The organism is Schaalia odontolytica, from assembly GCF_009730335.1.
In the GTDB taxonomy this organism is placed as follows: Bacteria; Actinomycetota; Actinomycetes; order Actinomycetales; family Actinomycetaceae; genus Pauljensenia; species Pauljensenia dentiphila.
In genome coordinates this window covers 200,344-222,276 of sequence record NZ_CP046315.1, presented here as the reverse complement: position 1 = coordinate 222,276, position 21,933 = coordinate 200,344, and the positions used below count along the sequence as shown (strand labels likewise).

Here is a 21,933-nt window from a genome sequence, read left to right as displayed (position 1 = left end):
GCACATGCCCGCGCACAGCGTCGTTCGCGCAATCGCCTACAACGCGTTAGTCTTCGCCTGAAGGCTCTCTATCCACAGGGCTTCAGGCCGCGCTCGCGGCACTCAGCCCAGCCCCGGCCTCGTCCCAGAAAGCCCCGCACCCGAGAGGATCACGATGTCCGACGACCAGTTCGACCGCGTCCCGCCGCAGGACATCGACGCGGAGATGAGCGTCCTTGGATCGATGATGCTGACGACCGAGGCCGCCAACATCGTCTCCGAGATGCTGCGCGGGCAGGACTTCTACCAGCCCAGCCACGAGACGATCTTCGACACCATCGTCGAACTCAACGGCCGCGCGGAACCCGCCGACGCCATCACCGTCGCCGGCGAACTCAAGCGCGCGGGCGTCCTGTCGAAGGTGGGCGGCGCCGCCTACCTGCACACCCTCATCGCCTCCGTGCCCACCGCCGCGAACGCCGCCTACTACGCGCGCATCGTGCGCGAGCGAGCCATCATGCGCCGACTCGTCACCGCGGGCACGCGCGTCGTCCAGCTCGGCTACGCGGACGCGGGCGGCGACGTCGACGAGATCGTCGACCAGGCCCAGGCCGAGGTCTACGCCGTCTCCGACGGGCGCGAAACCACCGACTACGTCTCCATGACGCAGATGAGCTCGGACATCCTCAACGCCCTCGAAGACATCGAGAAGAACCAGGGCAAGCTCAACGGCGTACCCACCGGCTTCACCGACCTCGACGAACTCACCCAGGGCCTGCACGGAGGCCAGATGATCATCGTCGCCGCCCGACCCGCCATGGGTAAGTCCACTCTCGCCCTGGATTTCTGCCGTTCCGCGTCCATGAAGCACGGCATCACCTCGCTGATTTTTTCGCTGGAAATGAGCTCGCAGGAAATCGCGATGCGTATGCTCTCCGCCGAGTCCGGCGTGCGCCTGTCCAAGATGCAGGCCGGCAAAATGAGCGACGTCGACTGGCGCAAGGTCGCCGAAACCACCTCGCGCATGAGCGAGGCTCCCCTGTACGTCGACGACTCCGCGAACATCACCATCTCGGAGATTCGCTCGAAGTGCCGCCGTCTCAAGCAGCAGGAAAACCTGGGACTCGTCGTCATTGACTACCTCCAGCTCATGACGAGCGGCCGCCAGGTCGAGTCGCGTCAGCAGGAAGTCTCCGCGATGTCGCGAAATCTCAAGCTTCTGGCCAAGGACCTCGACATCCCGGTCATTGCAGTCGCACAGCTGAACCGTAACTCCGAGGGCCGCACCGACCGCAAGCCCATGATGAGCGACCTGCGTGAGTCCGGCTCGCTCGAGCAGGACGCCGACATCATTATCCTGCTGCACCGCCCCGACTACTACGACAAGGAAGATCGCCCTGGCGAGGCCGACATCATCGTCGCCAAGCACCGCGCCGGCGCGACCGCGACCGTCACCGCCCTCTTCCAGGGCGACATGGCGCGCTTCGTCAACTACACGGGACGCCCGGAGCCCGGCGGCGGAGAGTAAGGGCGGTTTGCCCGGTCGCTGGTGTTGCTGGCGCCGGAGGGCCTGACTCGTCGGGCCGGTCTGCTTTGTGCGCCCCACGGGTGTTCCGGGCGCCGGAGGCCCCGGCCGCCCGCGAGGCTAGGCGTCCTCACTTCGTTCGGCGCCGCGCCTCGAAGCCCGCCCGTGCCCTCCGGACCCTCCGGCGCCCTCCACACCAGTGGGACCGGGTCGCTGTTCGGCAGCTCTACGCGTCGGCTCGAAGCCCGGCCAGGCCCCGCCGCCGCCCACGGGCACCGTAGCCAGGTTCTCCGGACTCCCAATGTGGTCTGGCTTGTTGTGCTGGGATTTTGGGGTGCTCTGGTGCGTGTTGTTACAAACGTCGTCAATCCGAGGAGTTTTTCGTGTGGATTTCTGCGTTGTTGTTACAAACGTCGTCAATCCAATGGCTTTTTCGGTGAAAATGTTGGTTTTTGGGCTCAGATTGACGACGTTTGTAACAGAGGTCCTCGCGAGGTGATTTAAATCGTGGTGGTTTGACGACGTTTGTAACGTCGGCCGCCCGCTGGTCGCTCGGCCAGGCCCCGCCATAGCCCGCGGGCATCACAAATCTCTCGCGTGAAACCGGCGTCGCCTTTGCTCGCGCAGGGCGAGCTTCAGATGAAACCGCCATCGCCTTTGCTCGCGCAGGCTCAGACCCAACTGAAACCGTCATCGCCTTTGCGGGTGAGACATGGGCGTTTGTGATGTGTTTTTCGGTTGCAGAGGTGATGGTGGTTTCAATGGTCGCTGTTTGGGGGCGAGCATTGGTGATGGCGGTTTCACGTTGGCCTGCATCAGCGGTCGCTGTGGTGATGGTGGTTTCACAGTTGCCACGTGGCTGTGTCCTGTGCGCAAATAAGTTCGCCCAGCGCACGAGAAAAGGCCTAGAATCGGCGGTTTGTGGCGTGCTGGGCGAGTTTTTTGCGAAAACACCGTAGTAGGGGCTGCGCTGGGCGAACTTTGTCGCGGGTGAGCCTGTGAAGGCCCCGTGTTGGGCGAATTTTGTCGCGGTGCGGTGGTTGTGGGTGCTCCTCGCAGGCTCGACGTGCCCGATGTGCTCGACGTCCCCGACGTGCCCGACGTAACGGACGTGCCCGGCCTCAGTCCTGGTGATCCGTGCGCGCCAGGCGCTTGGCGCGCACGGAGGAAAGCAGCCAGTCGGCACTCAGGCACGCTAGCGCCACCCACACGACGCCCATTGCGATCCAGCGGAATGTCGGAACGGTCTCGTGGAAAATGAACACTGCGACGAGGAGCTGCAGGGTGGGCCCCAGGTACTGCAGGAAGCCCATCGTCCCCAGGGTCAGGCCTCTCGCCGCCGAGGCAAACATGATGAGTGGGATCATCGTCAGAGCACCCGCGCCCAGCAGGAGCGCCAGGTGAATCACCCAGGACACCCCAGAGTCGTCGGAAGAAGCGATCGTGTGGAAGGACGTCGAGGATGTCGCAGCCAGGTAGGCGTAGTAGCCCAGCAGCAAGGGTGAGACTGCGGCCGTCTCGATCGCCATGCCCGCGAGCGGGTCGACGCGTGCGGCCACGTCCTTCTTTACGAGTGAGTACAGGCCGAAGGACAGGGCGAGTGTGAGGGAGACGATTGGGACCGCGCGCTGGCCGATCACGAGGATGACGACGGCGACGACGCCGAGGGCCAGGGCCACCTTCTGGATCGGGGTGACGCGCTCGTGCAGCACGATGAGGCCCAGCGCGATCGTCACGAGGGGGTTGATGAAGTATCCAACCGCCGCATCAGTCGTGTGGCCGGCGAGGACTGCGTACACGTACACCGACCAGTTGATGACGACGAGCCCGCCCGCGACCGCGAGGCGCCACAGGGCTCCCCGGTCGGCGATCAGCGCGCGGATCTTTCCCAGTGAACCCGTCACAGCGAGCGCAACAACACAGAAGAACAGGCCCCACACCGCGCGGTGGACGATCACCTCGACGGCGCCGGCGGGGGAGAGCAGCGAGAAGTACAGGGGGAAGAATCCCCAGATCACGTAGCAGGAAACGCCGAGGGCGAGTGCGCGTGGTTCGTTCTTCTGGGTGCTCATGCACCCAGTGTATGAACATCGTGTGGGCAGACGCCGCCGCGGGAACGGCCGTGATCACCTGGCGAGAAAGAGTGAGGGGCCGCGTCGTCCCCCGAAATCAGGGCGGTCTCGTCGATGCCGAGGACCACGCCCAGGGCCTCCAGGTAGCGTTCCTGCTGGCTCTCCTCGCCCGCCCTGCGCGCCATGACGGTCGGGTTGTGGATGAGGCGCGCGGCCAGGTGACGCAGTGCTCGGGCCGCGTCGTCGGTCGAGAGGGGATCCTCGCCGAGGCGATCGATCTCCTCCTCAACTATGCGGAAAACGCGTGAGCGCAGGTGCCGCACGACCGGGTCCATGGATCGGGCGCCGAGGCCGCGCTCGAAGGAGGAGACCTCCTCGTCGATGATGGCGCGGGCGCGCGTCAGTGCGTCAGCATCGACGGCTGGGACCGACGCCTGGATGGTCGGCAGATCGATGAGAGTGATGTTCGGGAGTGACGCAACAGAGCTTTCGGTGTCGCGCATGAGCGCGAGATCCAGGACCACGGTACGCCCGGCCTGGGCGGCCATGTCGCGAGTCAGGACGGGGCTTCCCAGCCCTCGGCACGTCACCACGAGGTGGGCGCGTTCCAGAGCAGAGGGCAGGCCTGCGGCATCAACCCAGCCGATGCCTCGCCCCTCGGCGAATTCGCGTGCGCGCCCGGACGTCGAGTAGACGGCCACGTCCGATGCGCCGAGCGCGTGCAGGGCGCTGACGGTCGCCCCCGCGTAGGCGCCCGTGCCGACGATGAGCACGCGCGCGCCCTCCCACGGTCGCAGGTGAGCCGCAGCCATGTCGAGGCCGACGGCGACGACGGATCGTCCAGCCCCGGCCAGTCCGGTCTCGGTGGCGACGCGGCGGGAGGTCGCAGAGGCCCGTTCGGCGGCGCGCCCCAGGTCGCAGCTGAGGGTCCCGTCCTCCCAGGCTGTGTGCGCGGCGCGGCGCATCTGCCCGGCGATTTCGCGCTCGCCGATGACCATGGACTCCAGTCCCGCCGCCGTTGAAAATAGATCGACGAGGCCGTCGCGACCCCACAGGTGCCGCAGGTGCACGTCCTCGCGCTGCGCGTGCGAGGCCTGGGCTAGCTCGCGCTCGACCGCGTCCTTGAGCGCGTGGGGGTTGGCCGAGGCCGGAGCATCGACGTAGACGGTGACGCGATTGCAGGTGCGCAAGACCATGACTCCGCGGGCCTTTGGCAGCGAGCGCATGAGGGTAGGACCCAGGTCGTCCGCGCCGGAGAGCCGGGCGATGTCGTCAAGGGGGGTGTAGCGGTGGTCCGCGGAGAGCACATGAATAGTCACAACTCGTCCATTTAAGGGCACGCGGGTAGCGCGGGCAGAGGAGCGAAGCTATTTTTGTTGGTGACGCCGTGTCATTTCGGAATGTTGACGAAATAAATGGTGCTCTCCTGCGGATAAATGGACATAAAGGCACGTAAAATCAAGCGTTTGCGACGTGTGAGAAATTGTCTTGAACTAGACTGGAAAACGACGGAAATGCGCGAATTAACGCATGAATACATCATTAAATTAAGGGAGACACATGACGACGCCCCCGCTGATCGCCGCCCTGACCGGGCAACGCGGGCCCACCCCCGTGTGGTTCATGCGTCAGGCCGGACGCTCCCTGCCTGAGTACCGCGAGCTGCGCGCCGACGTCGGCCTGCCCATGCTCGAGGCCTGCCTGCGCCCTGACGTGGCCGCCGAGGCAACGGTGCAGCCCGTGCGGCGCCACGGCGTGGACGCGGGCATCTTCTTTTCGGACATCATGGTCCCTCTGCGCCTGGCCGGGGTGGGTGTCGAGATTGAGCCGGGGGTTGGCCCGGTCCTTGATCATCCCTATCGCACGCGCGAGAGCATCGATGAGCTGCTGAGTCATCGTTACGGGGAGGGGTCCTGGACCGATTCCACCGGTCGCGCGCGTGACTGCGCCGAGGGAGCCCAGTCCGTGCGCGACGGCGTCGCAACGGCGGTGCGCGAGCTAGGCTCCACGTCGCTCATTGGATTCGGCGGCGCCCCCTTCACCCTGGCCGCATACATGGTCGAGGGGCGTCCTTCGCGCGATCACATGGCCGCGCGGTCGCTCGCGGCGTCCGACCCGGGCGCGTGGGATGCTCTCATGAACTGGTGTGCGTGGGTGAGTGCCGACTTTATTACCGCTCAGATCGAGGCCGGCGCCAGCGCCGCGCAGCTCTTCGACTCGTGGGTGGGGTCTCTCTCGCCTCGTACCTATAGGGAATCCGTCGCGCCGTATTCGCGCTTGGTTGCGCAGCGCGTCGCGGGTGCCGTCAGCCCGGTGACCGGTGAGCGTGCTCCGCTCATCCACTTCGGGACGGGCAGCGCGCCGATCCTGGCCGACATGGCCGAGGTCGGTGCCGACTGCGTGGGCGTGGACTGGAAGACGGACCTGTCGTGGGCCGTCACTCAGGTGCCTGGGAAGGCCGTGCAGGGGAATTTGGACCCCGCGCTGCTTCAGGCTCCGTGGAACGTTATCGAACAGGCTGTTCGAGATATCCTCGACGCTGGGCGCTCCGCCTCGGGGCACGTCTTCAACCTTGGGCACGGTGTGCCACCCACGACCGACCCCGACGTGCTGACGCGCATCGTGGAGCTGGTGCACGAGCTGGGTGACGAACGATGAACCCCCTGGCGGCCATCCCCAGCCACCCCGGCGCGGTCGTCGTCGGCGGTGGCATCGCCGGCCTCGTGAGCGCGTGGGAACTGGCTCGCGCGGGCGTACGTCCCCTTCTGATTGAGGCGCGCGGCTACCTGGGTGGCCTCATCGCCCGCGGCACGGTCGGCGGAGCGAACGTGGACCTGGGCGCGGAGACATACGTCGTGCGTGGCACCGACACCTCCTCGATTGTGGAGGCCCTGGGGCTGACCTCGGTCGAGCCTGCCGGCTCGGGCGCCCGCCTCTACGCCCCCGCCCTGCGCGGCGGCTGGGAGCTGCGTCCCTTCCTGCGCGATTCGTTCCTGGGAATCCCGGCCCACCCGGACGCGCCCGACTGCGCCCACGTGCTCGGCGAGGCCGGGGTGCGCCGCGCGCTCGAGGATCGCTCGATGGGTGGCGGCATCGGCATGGACGAGGCCGGGGAGACTCTGGCCGGTTTCGTGGCCGCGCGCATGGGGGAGGCCGTGCTGGAGCGCTCGGTGCGGCCGATCATCGCGGGCATCTACACTGCCGATCCTTCCGTGCTGGCAACCGACACGGTCGCTCCCGGCCTGCGCGCCGACACTGCCCGTCACGGATCCCTGGCCGCTGCGGTCGCTGCGCGTCTGGCCGCCGCCGGATCGCGCCGCACCCCCGAAGCCTGCGTCGAGGGCGGCATGTTCGTCCTCGTCGACGCGCTGAGGGCTGCCATCGAAGAGGCCGGGGGAACCGTCCTGACCCGCGCGGGCGCGTTCTCACTGAGGCGGGAGGCCGCGGGATGGACCCTCGAGTGCGGGCCGACCAAGCCCGGGCCCACCCCCGGAGCTGAACCCGTGCCGAGCGGGCCGGGGGTGAGCGTTACGACGGAGCGCCTCGTCCTCGCCTGCAGCGCCAACGCCTCCCTGCGCTTGCTGACCGAGGCGCGCATCCCCGGCCTCGTGCCCGATGTGAGCGTTCCCGAGGGTGCGCCCATCGCGCGCCTCACCCTGGCCGTGCGCGCCCCCGAGCTGGATGACGCGCCCGTCTCCCAGGGCCTCCTGGTCGCGCCCGCCCCCGCCGAGGAGCGGCCGGTGGCGGCAAAGGCGCTGTCCCACCTCAACGTCAAGTGGCCCTGGCTCGCCGACCAACTCCCGCCCCACACGCACCTACTGCGCCTGTCCTACGGGCGCCTCGGCGAGGCCGAACCCGCCGTCACCGTCGAGGGGGCCCTGCGCGACATCCGCACGCTCACCGGCGTCACCATCGCCGCCGAGGCCGTCACCGACCACCTCCTCGCCCGCTGGAACGGCACGCTCCCACCCCTGCCGCCAGAGTATCGCGGCTGCGTGAGAGCGCTCGAGGAACAGGTGCGTCCCCTGGGGGGAGTGGCGCTCACGGGCGCCTGGGTCGCGGGAACTGGCATCGCCTCCGTTGTCACACACGCCCGCGCGGGCGCGAAAGGACTGCTATGACCACGCGGACATTCGTTCTGGGAACCAGGGGATCGCGCCTGGCGCTCGCCCAATCCACCACCGTCGCGCGGGCGATCGAAGAGGCCGGGGCTCGCCTCGGCGAGGAGGTGCGCGTCAATCTGGAGGTCGTGCGCACGCACGGCGACGTATCAGCGGAGCCCCTGGCTGCGCTCGGTGGCGTCGGCGTGTTCGCCGCTCAGCTGCGGCTCGCCCTCCTCGGGGGAGAGTGCGACCTGGCCGTTCACTCCTTCAAGGACCTGCCCACCGCCCCCACGCCGGGGCTGCGCATCGCTGCCGTCCCGCAGCGTGAAGACCCCCGCGACGCCCTGTGCGCAGCCGACGGGGCGACTCTGGCATCCCTGCCGGAGGGCGCGCTTGTCGGCACGGGCTCGCCCAGGCGCGCCGCCCAGGTGCTCGCCGCGCGCCCCGACCTGTTTGTCTGCGACCTGCGCGGCAACGTCCCCACGAGGCTCTCGCGCGTGCGCGGCCTCGACCTGGGTGCCGACGCGGGCACCGCGCCCTCCGCCCTCGGCACGGGTGAGCGCCTCGACGCGGTCGTCCTCGCCCTTGCCGGGCTGCGGCGCATCGGCCTTGACGCCCACGCCACCGACGTGCTCCACCCAGCGATCATGATGCCCGCCCCCTCGCAGGGCGCCCTCGCCATCGAAACGCGCGACGAGGACGACCCCCTCCTGCACGCCCTCCTGGGCACCCTCAACCATCGGCCGACTGCGCTCGCGGCCAGCGCCGAGCGGGCCGTTCTCTCCGCCCTGGGTGCGGGGTGCGCGGCACCGGTGGGTGCGTTCGCTCGCGTGGACGAGGCCTCCTCGGTCCTCTTGCTCGACGCGCGCGTGATGAGCGTCGACGGGCGCGAGCGGGTCAAGGCGAGAGGCTCGCTCGCGCTCACGGACTCGGTTGGTCTGGACGAGGCCGCCCGCCTCGGCGAGGACGTGGCGCGCCAGCTGCTCGCGGGAGGCGCCGCCGAGGTCACCGACTTGGGAGCGACGAAAGCGCCGAGGCAATCCTCGTGAACGAGCCCCACGCGAGCGCACCCCTGACCGGGCGGCGGATCCTCCTGACCCGCACCAAGTCCGATGACGCCATCGCGCGCGCCCTGCGGACGGCCGAGGCTCAGGTGGATGCTCTCGCCCTCACTGTGTCGACGCCGCTCGACTCCGCGCAGCTCGATGCGGCCCGTGACCGGCTTGCTGACGGCGGATTCGCGTGGGTTGTGTTCTCCTCCTGGAGGGCCGCGCGGGCCGTCGTTTCTGGCCTTCCACGAGCGCGCTCGCTCGGCACGCGCATCGCCGCCGTCGGCGAGGCCACGGCCCGATGGATCAGCGACCACGCGGGTGTGAGTGCGGACGTGACCGGAGCCGGATCCGCCGCCGCGCTGCTCGAATGCTTCCCTGCCCCGGCCTCCGGTGAGCGCCCGGTCCTCATCCCCAGGTCGGCGGCAGCGCCCGACACGCTGCCAGACGGGCTACGCGCTCTTGGCTGGAGCGTCGAGGCCGTCGACGCCTACACCACCACTCACGCCGACGCCACCGATATTCCCGACGATATCGCGGGGAATTTCCGCGCGGGGCACTACGACGCGGCGGTCCTCACCGCCTCCTCCCAGGCGCGCGCCCTCGCCCCGCTCCTCGGCCTGCCGCCCCCCTCAACTCGGGTCGTGACCATCGGCGCACCCACCGCAGCCACCGCCAGTCGGCAGGGGATCGCGGTCGCGGCCCAGGCCTCGTCCCCCACACCCGATGCCATCGTCCGCGCCCTCATCGACGCCCTCGACCGCCCCGCCCAAGCCGACGCACCTGAAGAAAGAGACTCATGACCACCGTCCCCGAATCCGTTACCTCCTACCTCGCCGAGGCCGGGGTGGACTCCTCCCCGATCCCGACGATTCGCCCGCGCCGCCTGCGCTCGACCCCAGCGATGCGCGCGCTCGTGCGCGAAACTCACGTCGATCCCGCCAAGCTCATCTGGCCCGTCTTCGTGCGCGACGACATCGATGAGCCCCGCGAGATCACCGCAATGCCGGGCCAGTACCAGCACACGATCGACTCGCTGCGCCGGGCCGCAGCCGAGGCCGCCGAAGCGGGCGTGGGTGCCATCGACCTGTTCGGCGTGCCCGCCCGCCGCGACGCGATCGGCTCCCAGGCGTGGGCGGAGGACGGGATCCTCAACCGCGGCCTCGCCGCAGTGCGCGCCGAGGTCGGCGACGCGCTCGTCGTGTGCGCGGACACCTGCCTGGATGAGTTCACCGACCACGGGCACTGCGGCCTCCTCGATTCCGAAGGGGGTGTCGACAACGACGCGACCCTGCCGCTCTACCAGGCGATGGCGATTTCCCAGGCGCGCGCGGGCGCACACATGGTGTCGCCCTCGGGCATGATGGACGGCCAGGTCGCCGCGATCCGCGCCGCCCTCGACCAGGCGGGACACGCGGACGTCGCCATCCTCGCCTACTCCGCGAAGTATGCGTCCGCCTACTTCGGGCCCTTCCGCGAGGCCGTCGGTTCCACGCTCAAGGGCGACCGACGCACCTACCAGCAGGACCCCGCGAACCGACGCGAGGGTCTCTTCGAGGCGCTGCTCGACGCGGCCGAGGGCGCCGACATGCTGATGGTCAAGCCCGCCGGCCCCTACCTGGACGTGCTGGCCGACGTGGCCGCCGCCTCCGATATTCCCGTCGCCGCCTACCAGGTATCCGGCGAGTATGCGATGGTCGAGGCCGCCGCCGCCAACGGGTGGATCGACCGCACCCGCGTCATCGACGAATCCCTGACCGGCATCTTCCGCGCGGGAGCCGACTCCGTCCTCACCTACTGGGCCCTCGAGGTCGCCCGCCGGACCCGCTGAGCGCGCTTCCGCGTGCCGCTATCCCTCTTACCCCCGATGAAGGTAGCTATGACCACTAACGAAACCGCATTTTCCCAAGCAAAATCCGTGATTCCCGGCGGCGTCGACTCGCCCGTGCGCGCCTTCGGCGGCGTCGGCGGCACCCCGCGCTTCATCGCGAGCGCGAGCGGCGCACGCGTCACCGACGTCGAGGGACGCTCCTATGTGGACCTTGTTGGCTCGTGGGGCCCGGCGCTGCTCGGCCACGCACACCCCGAGGTGGTGGCAGCCGTCCAGGAGGCCGCCTTGCGTGGCCTGTCCTTCGGTGCACCCACCGAAACTGAGACGCTGCTGGCCAGCGCCGTGCGCGAGCGCGTGCCCTTCGCGGAGCGTGTCCGCTTCGTGTCCACGGGCACCGAGGCGACGATGACGGCGATCCGCCTGGCGCGCGGCGCCACCGGGCGTGACCTTATCGTGAAATTCGCCGGCAATTACCACGGCCATTCCGACGGCCTGCTTGCCGCCGCCGGGTCGGGCGTTGCTACGGGTGGCCTGCCCGGTTCTGCCGGTGTCCCCGAGGCCATCACCGCCCAGACGATCGTCCTGCCCTACAACGATGTTGAGGCCCTGCGCGCGTGCTTCGAGCAGGTGGGTGACAGTATCGCCGCCGTTATCTTCGAGGGTGCCCCCGCCAACATGGGCACGGTCCCGCCCCACCCCGGGTGGAACCGCGAGATCCGCCGGCTGTGCACCGCGCACGGCGCGCTCATGATTCTCGACGAGGTCCTCACCGGCTTCCGTGTCGACCCCGCCGGCTGGTGGGGCCTCGAGGCCGTGGCCGGGTGGGTCGACGGCGCGCCCTCGGGCTGCTACAGTGCCGGCTTCGTTGACGCGTCCTGCGTGGAGGGTGCCGACTGGGTGCCAGACCTGGTGACCTTCGGCAAGGTCGTGGGCGGCGGTATGCCCCTGGCGGCCGTCGCCGGGCGCGCGGACGTCATGGACCTGCTGGCCCCCCTGGGCCCCGTCTACCAGGCGGGCACGCTCTCGGGCAACCCCCTGGCCACGGTCGCCGGCCTGCGCACCCTCGAACTGGCTGATCAGGGCGTGTACGACCGCGTAAACGCCTCGGCCCAGGAGATCAGCACGATCGTGTCGGACGCGCTCAGCGCTGCCGGCGTCGCGCACCGTCTCCAGCGCACGGGATCCCTGTTCTCCGTCATGTTCGGCGAGGCCGCGGCCTCCTCGGGCGTGTACGACTACGACCAGGCGCGCGCCCAGGAGGTGTGGCGCTACGCCCCCTTCTTCCACTCCTTCCTGTCCTCGGGTGTGGCCCTGCCGCCCTCGGTGTACGAGGTGTGGTTCGTGTCCGGCGCTCACGGCGAGGCGGAGCTGGATGCTATTGCCGCCGCGGCTCCGGCGGCCGCGCAGGCGGCCGCTGCAGCTCAGCCCGAGTAATCGACCGCGTCGCGTCATCTGTGGCGTGAACGGCTCAGGGGTGGGGATCCTGGTGGGTCCCCATCCCTCGTCTCTACCGTTGGTGGGTGGATTGCGGGTGCTCCGCTGGGGCGGTTGTTGTCGTCAGTGGCCTTGTTGTGCGAAGTTGTTCATCGTGAATGTGGGGTCTGGGTCGAAACAGAAGGCCGCTCCGCCGGGGTTGGGGGTGAACCAGACGGTGCCGGAGTGGGCTTCCTTGAGGGTGAAGGTACCCACCCCCGCGATGGTGGTGGACTCGCCTCGATGAATCTCAGTGACGAGGCCGAGGCGATGGAAGTTCTCGCCGTCAACCGCAGATAGCCCCAGACTGGCGGTTTCTGTTCCGATGACAACTTCACCCTTGACCCTGACAAGCACGGGTAAGCCACTCGACAGGTTTCCCAGTAGTTGCGATGGTTGGTGAGGATTGCCACTTACAAGATACCTGTCCTGGCAGGTGATGCGGGTGCCCGTTTGGAATCGTTTCCATCGCCAGGCGTAGGCGATGTGGGCGTAGGTCCAGGGGATGATGAATGCCAGGACGAGGATGGCCACGACGATGGCGCGGACGCGTGCGGGTCTGATGCTCATGGGTGTGCTTCTGTGGTGATGGTGGTTGTCGTCCGTGAGTTTGTTATGGGAAGTCACGGAACGTGAATGTGGGATCTGGGTCAAAGCAGAATGTTGCTTTCCCTGGGTTGGGGGTGAACCAGACGATGCCGGAGTGTGCTTCCTTGAGGGTGAAGGTGCCGACCCCCTCGATGGTGGTAGTGTCGCCGAGGTGTAAATCCTCAGCACCCCCGAGGAAGTCGAAGTGGTCGTTGTCGTCGCGTGCCGATAGGCCGAAGGAGCCGATCTGGCGTCCCATGGAGACTTTTCCGGAAATACCGATGTAGACGAGGCGTCCGTCGGAGATGGTTCCCAGTTTCATGGATCGTTGCTTGTCGTATGGGGTGAGGTAGTATCGGCCGGTGCAGGCCTCACCTGTGGATTGTTCTTTCCAGTCCCAGGAGTAGGCGATGTGTGCGTAGGTCCAGGGGATGACGAAGGCCAGGACGAGGACGGCCACGACGATGGCGCGGACGCGTGCGGGTCTGATGCTCATGGGTCGTGCTCCCTGGTGGAGATGGCCGGTGTTAGTGACCTTGTTGTGCGTAGTCGTAGACGGTGAAGGTGGGGTCTGGGTCGAAACAGAAGGCCGCTCCGCCGGGGTTGGGGGTGAACCAGACGGTGCCGGAGTGGGCTTCCTTGAGGGTGAAGGTACCCACCCCCGCGACGGTGGTGGACTCCCCGAGCTGCAGTTCTGGTACGTGAGCGATGTCGTTCACGTGGTTGCCTTCAATCGTGAATAGGGTGAAGCCTGCAGTCTCAGCACCCATACGGATTTCTCCCCAGGCGTCAAGCCTGACCAACGAGTCGTTGGTCAGTGTTCCTAGGCGCGTCGCGTTCTGGTTAGGTTCTGCTCCTACCAGGTACTGGCCCTGGCAGGTGATGCGGGTGCCCGTTTGGAATCGTTTCCAGGGCCAGGCGTAGGCGATGTGGGCGTAGGTCCAGGGGATGACGAATGCCAGGACGAGGATGGCCACGACGATGGCGCGGATGCGTGTGCGTGTGCGGCTGTGTGTGGTACTCATGGGTGTGCTTCTATGGTGGGTGCTGTCGTCAGTGGGTGTGTTAGGGCTCTTCACGGACGGTGAATGAGGGATCTGGGTCAAAGCAGAACAGTGCTTTTCCTGGGTTGGGGGTGAACCAGACGATGTCTGAGTGTGCTTCCTTCAGGGTGAAGGTGCCGACCCCTTCGACGGTGATGCTGTCGCCTCGGTGAAGCTCAGTGGCGCCCCCGATGGACTCGTAATGATTGTTGTTGTTGCGTGCTGACAGGCCGAAGGAACCAATTTTGCGTCCCATGGAGACTTTTCCTGTCATGCCCATGAAAACGGTTCGTCCATCGGAGAGTGTGCCCAAGTTGATGGGGCGATGCTCGTCGTACGGAGTGAGGTAGTATCGGCCGGTGCAGGCGTTGCCTGTGGATTGTTCTTTCCAGGGCCAGGCGTAGGCGATGTGTGCGTAGGTCCAGGGGATGACGAACGCCAGGACGAGAATGGCCATGACGATGGCGCGGATGCGTGCGGGTCTGATGCTCATGGGATGCGCCCAACGGTGACATCGCCAAAGTTTGCGTAGAAATCTTTCCAGCTCATCGTGAAGGTCGCATCCGTATGGATGTCTGGATTATCACTCAGTTTGTTATGTCCCCAGGGGTTTATGAGGGTCACTCCGTTCTCGTCTGCTCCAACCACCGTATATGCGTGTTGGGAGACAATTTGAATATTCTCGCGACTCCCGTCGGGGGTGGTGACGGTCGTGTCGTGTGTGGCGATACTGGATTCTGCGACAACAGGTTTCTCTGCTTGGATGCCGTTGATAGCGGCTTCTTTCATGGCGTCTCGATCAAATCCCAGATTGGCAGTTATTGCTGCATTCTCCCCAGAGATGTCCTTCATTGTCCAAGCGCTGAAGCTTCCTGATGCTCCCCATGCAGGGAACTTTCCTTGCGTTCCTCCCATATGTGCCTGAATGAAGGCCTTTTCGAAGATAGAAGCTATGTCCGCCTGCGTGTCGTCTCCGTTGCCGTGAACGAGGACATCTTGCACAAAGACGCGTTGGTGGCCACCGTCATATCCAGGCAAAGTGACGAAGAAACCGACAAATCTATTATCGGAGTCGTAGAGAGGAGTGATCATCTTTGCGAGATGTTCGCGTCCTTTTTCGCTCTGGTTGTAAGCGTTTAGCGAGGCGAGTAAGTGGCAGTCGCCAATGCGGCCCTGATCGATATTGAAAAGAGAGGATGAAGGGTCAGCTAGCCGGTCGAGTATTTCTTGCAGTTCTGTATATGTCAGGGAGCGAGTATCCCCATAATCGAGTCTCCGTATTTTGCCATTCTTAAGAGTCTCCGTATGAATATCCTCCGGCGTGAAGTACAAGGCCTCCCTGAGAATAGCGGCCGTATTTAACGCTTCTTCTGACAGGATATGTTTCGCGTCGTCGTAGGATTTCTGGAGATAAGCTAGTTCGCCCTCAATCTCAGCGTGTTGACTTGATCTGGTTTCTGGGGACATTGCTTGGAATTGCGCCCACAATTCGTCTGCTTGGGCGCGAATGTTGTTGACAGAGCTGATAACCCACTCCAGGGTGAAGTAGTAGCTCTTCAAAGCGTTGGCAGCCTGGAGGCATCCGTCTTCCCAAATGTTGATCTCTTTTTGTTCCGCTGTTGCACTGTTGATAAAGGCCTCTTTAGCGAGTCCTGTCCAATCGTCACACGTACTGATAGCGCCGGTGAGGCTCGTGCCCAAATCGCGAATATCTCGCCTACGATTTCTGATTTCGTTCTGGCTCGACCAAAGTCCGCCAAGGTCTCCTGTTACTGCTGGGAAGCGCTGTGAAAACCGTGTTGACATGATTGCCTCATTCCTACAGCTTGGCTCGAAGGGCTGCGAAGAACTCCGCTGCTTCATCGTCGGTGTCTTCGGATGCTTGTGCGGTGGCATGTAGGCTGTCGGAGCATCCATTGAGCCATGTTCGCGTCGTTTGGCCGCGCTTGTTGTACATGGAGACGAAGTACGCCAGTGCCTCCTGCACAGCGGTGTCCCCACAGTCGAGGGAATCATCCGACTTGGTGAGCTCCAAGTCGGACATTCTGTCGGCCAAGCGACTCATAAGTACGGATGCCTCTTGGACATCCGCAGGATTCATCTGAAAATCGCTCATGGCATCCTCCTTGATGTCGTGCTTAATAGACGGACTTTAGTGGGGGAGAGCACAATATGCAAATCTCGGGTAAAGGGACGATGGGTGTTGCTGCGCTGCCCAGCTGGACATCAGACCGTGGCACCTCCTGTTGATCCGTTCAGCGTGCGCGCTGTGCTCAGGACGTTACCTTCGGTCCTTCCGTAGCCCTAGGTGTCAGAGCCTCACTGTTAAACGCCGTGGTGACCGACGCCGGGGTGGTGTGGGGTTTTTGCGCCATGCGAAGCGCTCTGACGGCGTGTCGCCGGCGTGTCGCACCCTTGCATGGCGCAATTCCCCCCGTCGAGGGACCTGTCTGTGTTTTGGCCAATCCCGGGGGATGTGAGCTGCTGAAGCCGAGAGCAAGGGGGTGGTGCCGCAAGGATGGGAGCACGGGAAACGGCGCTACAGGGATAAGAGAAACAAAGAAGCCAAGACGCAAAGAAGCTAAGAAAGCAACGAAAAAGCGTGACACCTCTGCGGTGTCACGCTGGCGGGGGTGGGGCGCGTGTCGTTCACGCGCCCCGTATAGGCTCAGGCGCGAGTGTGAGCGATCGAGAGAAGAGCGGGGGAAACGATCAGGGCGGTCAGAGCGATGACGATCGCGAAGACGACCGACGCGACGGAAGCAACCTGAAGGGCAGCGAACACGCCGAGGCCCGCGAGGACAACGATCAGGGCGATGAGAACGGAAGCCGAGGCGGTGGCCTGGGACATGGTGGGGGCGGTTTCAGCCTTGACGATCTGGTTCATGGGGTTCTCCTTATGAGTGTCTTCGCGCGGAAGCACGAAGCGCGCCCCGCACGCCAGCGTGTTTGTGAACCTGTTGGTCCGTGCCGCCCGGGTGGGCGACGGCATCAAAAAAGGGGGCTGACTCCTGGTCGCCCCCCTTGGTGCAGCACCAATTCTACGCGGATTCCACCGCTCGGTCTATACCGCACAAGCCCTTGTAAGGCATGGCACAGCCATTGCAAAAAGCTATTAAAGCGTTGTTTTATCAACGAAAAAGACATGCATGAAGATCAGTGGAGAACATGTCACTTCGTGCAAGTGTGCCCGAGTGGGGACTCCACCCGGGCACACACGGTCACTCGGCTCGTGCCACATTCATAGCTTGGAGGCCCTTTGGTCCTTCAATCGCCTCATATTCGACCTTCTCGCCCTCTAGAAGAGTACGGCGCCCAGATTGGCCGATGATGTTTGAATAGTGCACGAAGACGTCGCCGGATTCGTCATCAGGAGTGATGAATCCGAAGCCTTTGGCGTCGTTGAACCACTTGATGGTCCCGGTAGCCATGGGCCCTCCTTCGTGTTCGCCCCAACGCTGGGGCACCGTTCGGCCCCGTCTGCGGAGTCGACATGGTCCCGTTGCCCCTGCCCGGCATCGATGCCCCCGGACTGGGCGTGCGGAATCACAGTCATACGGTACCGCACTCGCGGTGAAAATGTGGCTGACCTGCACAATCGTGACGAAGTAGTTTTCCGCGTGACGGCGCTACTTATCTCCACTCAGTCGAACTGGGACGATCGCCTGCACGTCCTCTCCCTCGAAGGCGACGCTGCCGATCGCCACGTCCACCCCGAAGATGCTCGCGAGGGTGTCCGCGTTCATGACGGAGGATGCCGGACCCACCACGGCCTCGTGAGTGGAGGAGAAGAGCGCGACCTGGTCCGCGACGCGCAGGGCGTGTGCCGGGTAGTGCGTGTTCATGATGACGGCGAGGCCTCGGTCCCTCACAAGGCGCTCGAGGAGCCCCAGGACGATCAGCTGGTTGCGGAAATCGAGGCCGGTCTCCGGCTCGTCAAGCACGAGGACGCGCGGGTCGGCGACGAGGGCGCGGGCGATGAGGATCATCTGAAACTGGCCGCCCGACATGGTCGCGCAGGGCATCTCGGCCAGGTGGGAGGCACCTACCTCGTCGAGGACGTCGCGGGCCATGCGTTCCTCGCGCGCTCCGGGCTGTGCGAGGGTGCGCATGTGCGGGGCTCGCCCGACCATCACCATCTCGAGGCCGGTGAGCGCCACGTTCGATGCGTTGCGGGCCTGCGGCACGTAGGACAGGACGCGGCCCAGCGCGCGGGTCGACATCGAGGAAATGGGGGTGCCGTCGATGAGTGTGCGTCCGCTGTCCCACTTCTGCAGGCCGATCATGGTGCGCAGCAGCGTCGTCTTGCCGGCGCCGTTCGGACCCAGGATGGCCAGGAGCGAGCGCTCGGGCACCTCGAAGGACACGTTCGTCAGGATTGGGGAGGGTGCGCCCGGATAGGTGAAGGTCGCGTTTTCGACGCTAATCATCGCGCTCCTCCCGTCCGGCGCAGCAGCACGATAAAGAAGGGGGCGCCGATGATGGCCGTCAGGATCGAAATGGGAATCTCCGAGGCCGACAGGGAACGCGCGAGCGTATCGATGACGATCATGAGCGCCGACCCGAGTAGCAGCGACACGGGGATCACCGCGCGGTTGTTCTGTCCGCACAGCATGCGCGCGCAGTGCGGTACGAGCAGGCCGACCCAGCCGACCTGGCCGCACATCGAAATGACCGAGGCCGTGATGACCGTCGACGCGACGATGAGGATCGCGCGCATGAGGGAGACGTTGACGCCGGCGGAGCGGGCCTCGTCCTCTGAGAGGGAGAGGATGTTGAGCTGCCAGCGCAGCGCCACGATGACGACGACGCCCGCGATGATGAAGGGGGCGCCCAGTGCGATCTGGTGGTAGGTGACCGCGGCGAGCGAGCCCATCAGCCAGTAGGTGATCTCGGGAAGCTGGCTCGTCGGGTCGGCCGTCAGCTTGAGGAGCGAGAGGACAGCGTTCGCCAGGGCGGAGACGATGACGCCGCCGAGCACGAGCGTGATGACGTTGAAGGCGCCCGTGCGAGTGCGTGAAATCGCCGTCGTAAAAGCCATCGTCGCCAGTCCCGCGACGAGCGCCGCGGCCTGCACTCCGATCAGGTTCCAGTCCAGCAACAGGGCGATGACCGCGCCGACGCACGTGCCCGCCGCGACGCCCAGGGTGTCCGGTGTGGCCAGGGGGTTGGAGAAGAGCGACTGGAACGAGGCGCCGGCAACCGACAGGCCCCCGCCGATCAGGATCGCCACGATGATGCGCGGCGCTCGCAGGTCAAACACGACCGAGTTGACGCGCGGGGGCACCGCCGGGCCACCCCAGAACCGTGCGCGCACCGCCGCGACCACGTCCTCCAGGGACACGGAAAAACGGCCGATGAGCATGGCTGCCGCCGCGCACACGACGATGAGGGCGATCAGCGTGGGGACCACCCACACACGCAGCCGCCCGTTCCTGGTCAGCACAGACTTCATGATGTCCTCTCCCCGACGCGCGCCGGGAGTAAAGCGCATAAGGGACCCCGGCCTCGTCGATAGGGGTGAACTGCGCCCCGAAACTTGGACGCTTTAAATGGTAGCCGTTATGCGGCTTCCTGTAGGGCCTGATCCCGGTATTCTGCCGGGGTCAGGCCCTTGAGCTTTACTTGGCGTCTTGTTGTGTTCCAGTGCGTGATGTAGGCGTCGAGGTCGGCTTTGAAGCTCTCGAAGGTCTGCCAGTCCTGGCCGCGGAAGAATTCGTCCTTGAGGTGTCCGAAGACCTGCTCGGTGGCGCCATTGTCGATGCAGTTGCCTTTGCGTGACATGCTCTGGATGAAACCGTTATCGGCGAGCGTGCTGATGTAGGTTTCGTGCTGGTATTGCCATCCCATGTCCGAGTGCAAGATCGGTTCGGCCCCTGCTGGTTTGGCGTCCATGAGTATCTGGAGCATCTCTTGTTGCTGGGCGAGGTTGGGGCACATCGAAATGGAGTGCGCGACGATCTCTTTGCTGGCAAAGTCGTAGACCGGAGCGAGGTAGGCCTTGCCGAAGGAGAGCTTGAACTCGGTGACGTCGGTACCCAGTTTCTGCCAGGGGCCATCGGCCTTGAAGTCGCGGCCGATGATGTTGTCGAAGCTGTGTCCCACGTCCCCCTTGTAGGAGTTGTACCTGTGGTAGGCCCTCTCGCGGCGTATGCCGCAGCGCAGACCCATCTCGCGCATCATCTTCAAGACCGTCTTGTCGGCGATGCGCTCCCCTTCCTCAGCGCGCAGGCACATGGCTATCTGCCTGTGACCGCACCCGTTGGGGGTGCGTGAAAAGATCTGGGCGACCTTGGGACGTAGCTGCGCTCTGGTTGGCTGCTGGGGGTGAGTCAGCGCGTAGTAGTAGCTCGACCTGGCAAGGCCTGCCACCTCGAGGAGATCACACACCCTGTGTCCATGCCCTGAAAGCTCGGCAACCACTAGGGCTTTGTCCCGGTTTGGGAGCGCCTCTGCGCCTTCAGGGCAATCGATTTTTTTAGGTACGCCACCTGCGCCTCAAGCTTACGCACGCGCTCTTGGAGTTCCTCCTCACGCGTTGGTGGCACCGCCCGCACCGACCCCTTCGGCCTGCCCTTGGGCTTAGGCTTAAGGGCCTGCGCGCCGCCCTCGCGGTACAGCCTGCACCACTGCTTCAACGGTGTCGCGCTCGCAATACCGAAGCGCACCATCGCCTCAGGCTTACTCATCCCGCCGTCTACCACGGCCCTCGCTGCGGCGACCTTGGTCTCATAGTCGTATCTGGCGTACTTCACTCCCATGGCCAAAAGTCCGCTCCTCCCAATTGCGCGGTATGTCTTCTGCCACTCTCTCACAGTCTCGGCACACACACCAAGCCTCCCGGCGGTCAAAGCATAGCCACAACCCCTCTCAAACATCGACACCGCCTGCTCCCGAAGCAAACGATCATGCCTCAACCGCAGATCCACAGACATGAAAAGCCTCCCATTCCCCGGACTTCAATTTCGATGTCCAAGAAACGGGAGGCAGTTCAGGGAGACGAGGCCGGGGCCGGGTATTAGGACGCGGAGTCCGGGTTGATGATGCGCTGAGCCTGCTCGTCCGTGAGCGTGAAGTTGTACATCTTCTGGTAGTAGTCCTTCGTCATCGACACGAGGTCAACGTCGGAGAACTGCTCCGGGTACAGGGAGGCGCCGATCCAGTTCGCCACGATCGGGGAATCCGGGTTGGGGGTGAACCAGTTCCACATGCCCAGGCCGGTGGAGTAGACGCGGCCGGACTTCACGGAGCTAAGGGTAGACAGGTCGATGCCTTCGACCGAGTTCGTCAGGACGGTGTTCGCCGTCATGTTCGACATGCCCTTGCCGGTGACGAGGAGGACCTGGGGATCCCACGTGAGGACCTGCTCGAAGGTGACGGGCGTGTGCGAGGTGTCGGTGTCGCGCGTGACGTTCGTGTAGTTCAGCGAGTCGGCCCACTCGTTGGTGAACCAGCCGTCCTTGCCGCCCGCGACCGCGAGCTGGCCGTCGGCAGCGCCCATGAGCACCATCGTCGAGACCTTCTGGTCGGCAGGAACCTTCGCGGTGCGGGCTCGGGCGTCGGCGACCAGGTCCTTGCCGAGCGCGATCTTGTCGGCCATGTGGCCGTCCTCGTTGAAGACGTCCTCGAGGAGCTCCATCCATTCCGCGTAGGTCTCCGAGGGGTTGCCCAGCGTCGTGAAGCCGACGGCCGGGATGCCGGCCTTGCGGAACATTTCGCCGTGTTCCTTGTTGAAGGCGTTGTAGAAGACGACGTCGACGTTCAGGTTCAGGAGGGCCTCGGCGTTGAGTTCACCCTTGTCGTAGTAGCTGGTGTCCACCTGCATCATTTCGGGCGCCATCTCGGCGGCGATCGTCTGACTCATGGCCTTGACGCGGGCGGCGCTCATGCCTACCAGGTAGGGGGCCTTGCCGTCGAAGTAGGCCAGGTAGGTGGATTCGATCGGGATCTGGTCGATGGCGACGCGGGTGATCTTCTCGGGCAGGACGACCTCGTTGCCCGCGTGGTCGGTGATCGTGCGCGTCGACGAGGCTGAGGCGTCCTGGGTGGTCGCCTCCGATTGGCTGGTGGCGGAGCCGGAGCCGCCTGCGCAGGCGGTGAGGGCAAGGGTGGCGGTGGCCAGGATTGCGGTCAGGGTGGCGAGGCGGGTTTTCATTGCGTCCTCTCGTGTTTAGGGATTGCGAGGGATATGCTACACAAAATTAGGTGTTCCTCACAAGGGTGAGTGTGGCATTATGACACGGTGCTATATCCCGTCGGCACGGCGGTCG

The 21,933-nt window shown here is 65.2% G+C and carries 23 protein-coding genes; 7 read left to right on the top strand and 16 right to left on the bottom strand.

Features of this window, described 5'->3' with window-relative positions; genetic code table 11:
• Positions 1 to 154 precede the first annotated feature (154 nt).
• A complete protein-coding gene (dnaB, locus tag FOC40_RS01045) occupies positions 155 to 1,507 on the top strand; it encodes a replicative DNA helicase (protein ID WP_003791442.1) in 1,353 nt (450 codons plus the stop codon).
• 361 nt (positions 1,508 to 1,868) lie between these two features.
• Here dnaB and FOC40_RS01040 read toward each other — a convergent pair whose 3' ends face one another.
• From FOC40_RS01040 to FOC40_RS01030, 3 genes are all read right to left on the bottom strand, one after another.
• Positions 1,869 to 2,399 (bottom strand): hypothetical protein, encoded by a 531-nt coding sequence (locus FOC40_RS01040; RefSeq protein ID WP_155844092.1) that lies wholly within the window; start codon positions 2,397 to 2,399, stop codon positions 1,869 to 1,871.
• Positions 2,400 to 2,625: 226 nt separating this feature from the next.
• On the bottom strand, positions 2,626 to 3,576 hold the full coding sequence (gene rarD, locus FOC40_RS01035; RefSeq protein WP_003797154.1) for an EamA family transporter RarD: 951 nt from the start codon (positions 3,574 to 3,576) through the stop codon (positions 2,626 to 2,628).
• Complete coding sequence (locus tag FOC40_RS01030) at positions 3,573 to 4,895, bottom strand: glutamyl-tRNA reductase (protein ID WP_039929857.1); 1,323 nt, start codon at positions 4,893 to 4,895, stop codon at positions 3,573 to 3,575. Before FOC40_RS01030 ends, rarD begins: the two co-directional genes overlap by 4 nt.
• A gap of 241 nt (positions 4,896 to 5,136) precedes the next feature.
• Here FOC40_RS01030 and hemE point away from each other — a divergent pair, with 241 nt between their 5' ends.
• Genes hemE through hemL form a run of 6 tightly spaced genes read left to right on the top strand, consistent with a single transcriptional unit; the run spans position 5,137 to position 11,993 of the window.
• Entirely contained in the window at positions 5,137 to 6,234 is a 1,098-nt protein-coding gene (gene hemE, locus FOC40_RS01025) for a uroporphyrinogen decarboxylase (RefSeq protein WP_003797148.1), read from the top strand.
• Positions 6,231 to 7,697: a protoporphyrinogen/coproporphyrinogen oxidase gene (locus tag FOC40_RS01020; protein ID WP_155844091.1), complete on the top strand. Its 1,467-nt coding sequence runs from the start codon at positions 6,231 to 6,233 to the stop codon at positions 7,695 to 7,697. Before hemE ends, FOC40_RS01020 begins: the two co-directional genes overlap by 4 nt.
• Positions 7,694 to 8,728 (top strand): hydroxymethylbilane synthase, encoded by a 1,035-nt coding sequence (gene hemC / locus FOC40_RS01015; protein ID WP_155844090.1) that lies wholly within the window; start codon positions 7,694 to 7,696, stop codon positions 8,726 to 8,728. Before FOC40_RS01020 ends, hemC begins: the two co-directional genes overlap by 4 nt.
• Complete coding sequence (locus tag FOC40_RS01010; protein ID WP_003797123.1) at positions 8,725 to 9,531, top strand: uroporphyrinogen-III synthase; 807 nt, start codon at positions 8,725 to 8,727, stop codon at positions 9,529 to 9,531. Before hemC ends, FOC40_RS01010 begins: the two co-directional genes overlap by 4 nt.
• Positions 9,528 to 10,559: a porphobilinogen synthase gene (gene hemB / locus FOC40_RS01005; RefSeq protein WP_003797122.1), complete on the top strand. Its 1,032-nt coding sequence runs from the start codon at positions 9,528 to 9,530 to the stop codon at positions 10,557 to 10,559. Before FOC40_RS01010 ends, hemB begins: the two co-directional genes overlap by 4 nt.
• A gap of 48 nt (positions 10,560 to 10,607) precedes the next feature.
• Positions 10,608 to 11,993 (top strand): glutamate-1-semialdehyde 2,1-aminomutase, encoded by a 1,386-nt coding sequence (hemL, locus tag FOC40_RS01000; RefSeq protein WP_039929855.1) that lies wholly within the window; start codon positions 10,608 to 10,610, stop codon positions 11,991 to 11,993.
• A 123-nt stretch (positions 11,994 to 12,116) separates the two neighbouring features.
• On the opposite strand, the gene FOC40_RS00995 is transcribed toward hemL, so the two are convergent.
• The 13 genes from FOC40_RS00995 to FOC40_RS00935 all read right to left on the bottom strand — a co-directional run bounded on the left by FOC40_RS00995 (position 12,117) and on the right by FOC40_RS00935 (position 21,818).
• The gene (locus tag FOC40_RS00995) at positions 12,117 to 12,602 is read right to left on the bottom strand and encodes a hypothetical protein (RefSeq protein ID WP_003797118.1); all 486 of its coding nucleotides are present in this window, start codon (positions 12,600 to 12,602) and stop codon (positions 12,117 to 12,119) included.
• 43 nt (positions 12,603 to 12,645) lie between these two features.
• Positions 12,646 to 13,116, bottom strand: a complete 471-nt coding sequence (locus FOC40_RS00990; RefSeq protein ID WP_003797116.1) for a hypothetical protein — start codon at positions 13,114 to 13,116, stop codon at positions 12,646 to 12,648.
• A 31-nt stretch (positions 13,117 to 13,147) separates the two neighbouring features.
• Complete coding sequence (locus FOC40_RS00985; protein WP_003797114.1) at positions 13,148 to 13,645, bottom strand: hypothetical protein; 498 nt, start codon at positions 13,643 to 13,645, stop codon at positions 13,148 to 13,150.
• A 40-nt stretch (positions 13,646 to 13,685) separates the two neighbouring features.
• Entirely contained in the window at positions 13,686 to 14,156 is a 471-nt protein-coding gene (locus FOC40_RS00980; RefSeq protein ID WP_003797111.1) for a hypothetical protein, read from the bottom strand.
• Positions 14,153 to 15,469: a C2 family cysteine protease gene (locus FOC40_RS00975; RefSeq protein ID WP_039929854.1), complete on the bottom strand. Its 1,317-nt coding sequence runs from the start codon at positions 15,467 to 15,469 to the stop codon at positions 14,153 to 14,155. The genes FOC40_RS00980 and FOC40_RS00975 overlap by 4 nt, the downstream gene beginning before the upstream one ends.
• 13 nt (positions 15,470 to 15,482) lie before the next feature.
• Entirely contained in the window at positions 15,483 to 15,779 is a 297-nt protein-coding gene (locus tag FOC40_RS00970) for a hypothetical protein (protein ID WP_003797107.1), read from the bottom strand.
• 552 nt (positions 15,780 to 16,331) lie between these two features.
• A complete protein-coding gene (locus FOC40_RS00965) occupies positions 16,332 to 16,550 on the bottom strand; it encodes a hypothetical protein (RefSeq protein ID WP_034511958.1) in 219 nt (72 codons plus the stop codon).
• A 334-nt stretch (positions 16,551 to 16,884) separates the two neighbouring features.
• Positions 16,885 to 17,094: a cold-shock protein gene (locus tag FOC40_RS00960; RefSeq protein WP_003791482.1), complete on the bottom strand. Its 210-nt coding sequence runs from the start codon at positions 17,092 to 17,094 to the stop codon at positions 16,885 to 16,887.
• A 198-nt stretch (positions 17,095 to 17,292) separates the two neighbouring features.
• Entirely contained in the window at positions 17,293 to 18,093 is an 801-nt protein-coding gene (locus tag FOC40_RS00955; RefSeq protein WP_003797103.1) for an ABC transporter ATP-binding protein, read from the bottom strand.
• A complete protein-coding gene (locus FOC40_RS00950; protein ID WP_039929852.1) occupies positions 18,090 to 19,118 on the bottom strand; it encodes a FecCD family ABC transporter permease in 1,029 nt (342 codons plus the stop codon). Before FOC40_RS00950 ends, FOC40_RS00955 begins: the two co-directional genes overlap by 4 nt.
• A 107-nt stretch (positions 19,119 to 19,225) precedes the next feature.
• Complete coding sequence (locus FOC40_RS00945; protein WP_231125988.1) at positions 19,226 to 20,053, bottom strand: IS3 family transposase; 828 nt, start codon at positions 20,051 to 20,053, stop codon at positions 19,226 to 19,228.
• A 32-nt stretch (positions 20,054 to 20,085) separates the two neighbouring features.
• Positions 20,086 to 20,598 (bottom strand): helix-turn-helix domain-containing protein, encoded by a 513-nt coding sequence (locus FOC40_RS00940; protein WP_003793785.1) that lies wholly within the window; start codon positions 20,596 to 20,598, stop codon positions 20,086 to 20,088.
• A gap of 83 nt (positions 20,599 to 20,681) precedes the next feature.
• Positions 20,682 to 21,818 (bottom strand): ABC transporter substrate-binding protein, encoded by a 1,137-nt coding sequence (locus FOC40_RS00935; protein ID WP_003797095.1) that lies wholly within the window; start codon positions 21,816 to 21,818, stop codon positions 20,682 to 20,684.
• Positions 21,819 to 21,933 lie beyond the last annotated feature (115 nt).

Bases quoted from the DNA above. Each gene is read 5' to 3' on its own strand.
- hemE (WP_003797148.1), top strand. From the start codon at position 5,137: ATGACGACGCCCCCGCTGATCGCCGCCCTGACCGGGCAACGCGGGCCC.
- FOC40_RS00965 (WP_034511958.1), bottom strand. From the start codon at position 16,550: ATGAACCAGATCGTCAAGGCTGAAACCGCCCCCACCATGTCCCAGGCC.
- FOC40_RS00955 (WP_003797103.1), bottom strand. From the start codon at position 18,093: ATGATTAGCGTCGAAAACGCGACCTTCACCTATCCGGGCGCACCCTCC.
- FOC40_RS00975 (WP_039929854.1), bottom strand. From the start codon at position 15,469: ATGTCAACACGGTTTTCACAGCGCTTCCCAGCAGTAACAGGAGACCTT.
- hemL (WP_039929855.1), top strand. From the start codon at position 10,608: ATGACCACTAACGAAACCGCATTTTCCCAAGCAAAATCCGTGATTCCC.
- dnaB (WP_003791442.1), top strand. From the start codon at position 155: ATGTCCGACGACCAGTTCGACCGCGTCCCGCCGCAGGACATCGACGCG.
- FOC40_RS00970 (WP_003797107.1), bottom strand. From the start codon at position 15,779: ATGAGCGATTTTCAGATGAATCCTGCGGATGTCCAAGAGGCATCCGTA.
- rarD (WP_003797154.1), bottom strand. From the start codon at position 3,576: ATGAGCACCCAGAAGAACGAACCACGCGCACTCGCCCTCGGCGTTTCC.
- FOC40_RS00980 (WP_003797111.1), bottom strand. From the start codon at position 14,156: ATGAGCATCAGACCCGCACGCATCCGCGCCATCGTCATGGCCATTCTC.
- hemB (WP_003797122.1), top strand. From the start codon at position 9,528: ATGACCACCGTCCCCGAATCCGTTACCTCCTACCTCGCCGAGGCCGGG.
- FOC40_RS01020 (WP_155844091.1), top strand. From the start codon at position 6,231: ATGAACCCCCTGGCGGCCATCCCCAGCCACCCCGGCGCGGTCGTCGTC.
- FOC40_RS00985 (WP_003797114.1), bottom strand. From the start codon at position 13,645: ATGAGTACCACACACAGCCGCACACGCACACGCATCCGCGCCATCGTC.
- FOC40_RS00960 (WP_003791482.1), bottom strand. From the start codon at position 17,094: ATGGCTACCGGGACCATCAAGTGGTTCAACGACGCCAAAGGCTTCGGA.
- FOC40_RS00940 (WP_003793785.1), bottom strand. From the start codon at position 20,598: ATGTCTGTGGATCTGCGGTTGAGGCATGATCGTTTGCTTCGGGAGCAG.
- FOC40_RS00990 (WP_003797116.1), bottom strand. From the start codon at position 13,116: ATGAGCATCAGACCCGCACGCGTCCGCGCCATCGTCGTGGCCGTCCTC.
- hemC (WP_155844090.1), top strand. From the start codon at position 7,694: ATGACCACGCGGACATTCGTTCTGGGAACCAGGGGATCGCGCCTGGCG.
- FOC40_RS00995 (WP_003797118.1), bottom strand. From the start codon at position 12,602: ATGAGCATCAGACCCGCACGCGTCCGCGCCATCGTCGTGGCCATCCTC.
- FOC40_RS00950 (WP_039929852.1), bottom strand. From the start codon at position 19,118: ATGAAGTCTGTGCTGACCAGGAACGGGCGGCTGCGTGTGTGGGTGGTC.
- FOC40_RS00935 (WP_003797095.1), bottom strand. From the start codon at position 21,818: ATGAAAACCCGCCTCGCCACCCTGACCGCAATCCTGGCCACCGCCACC.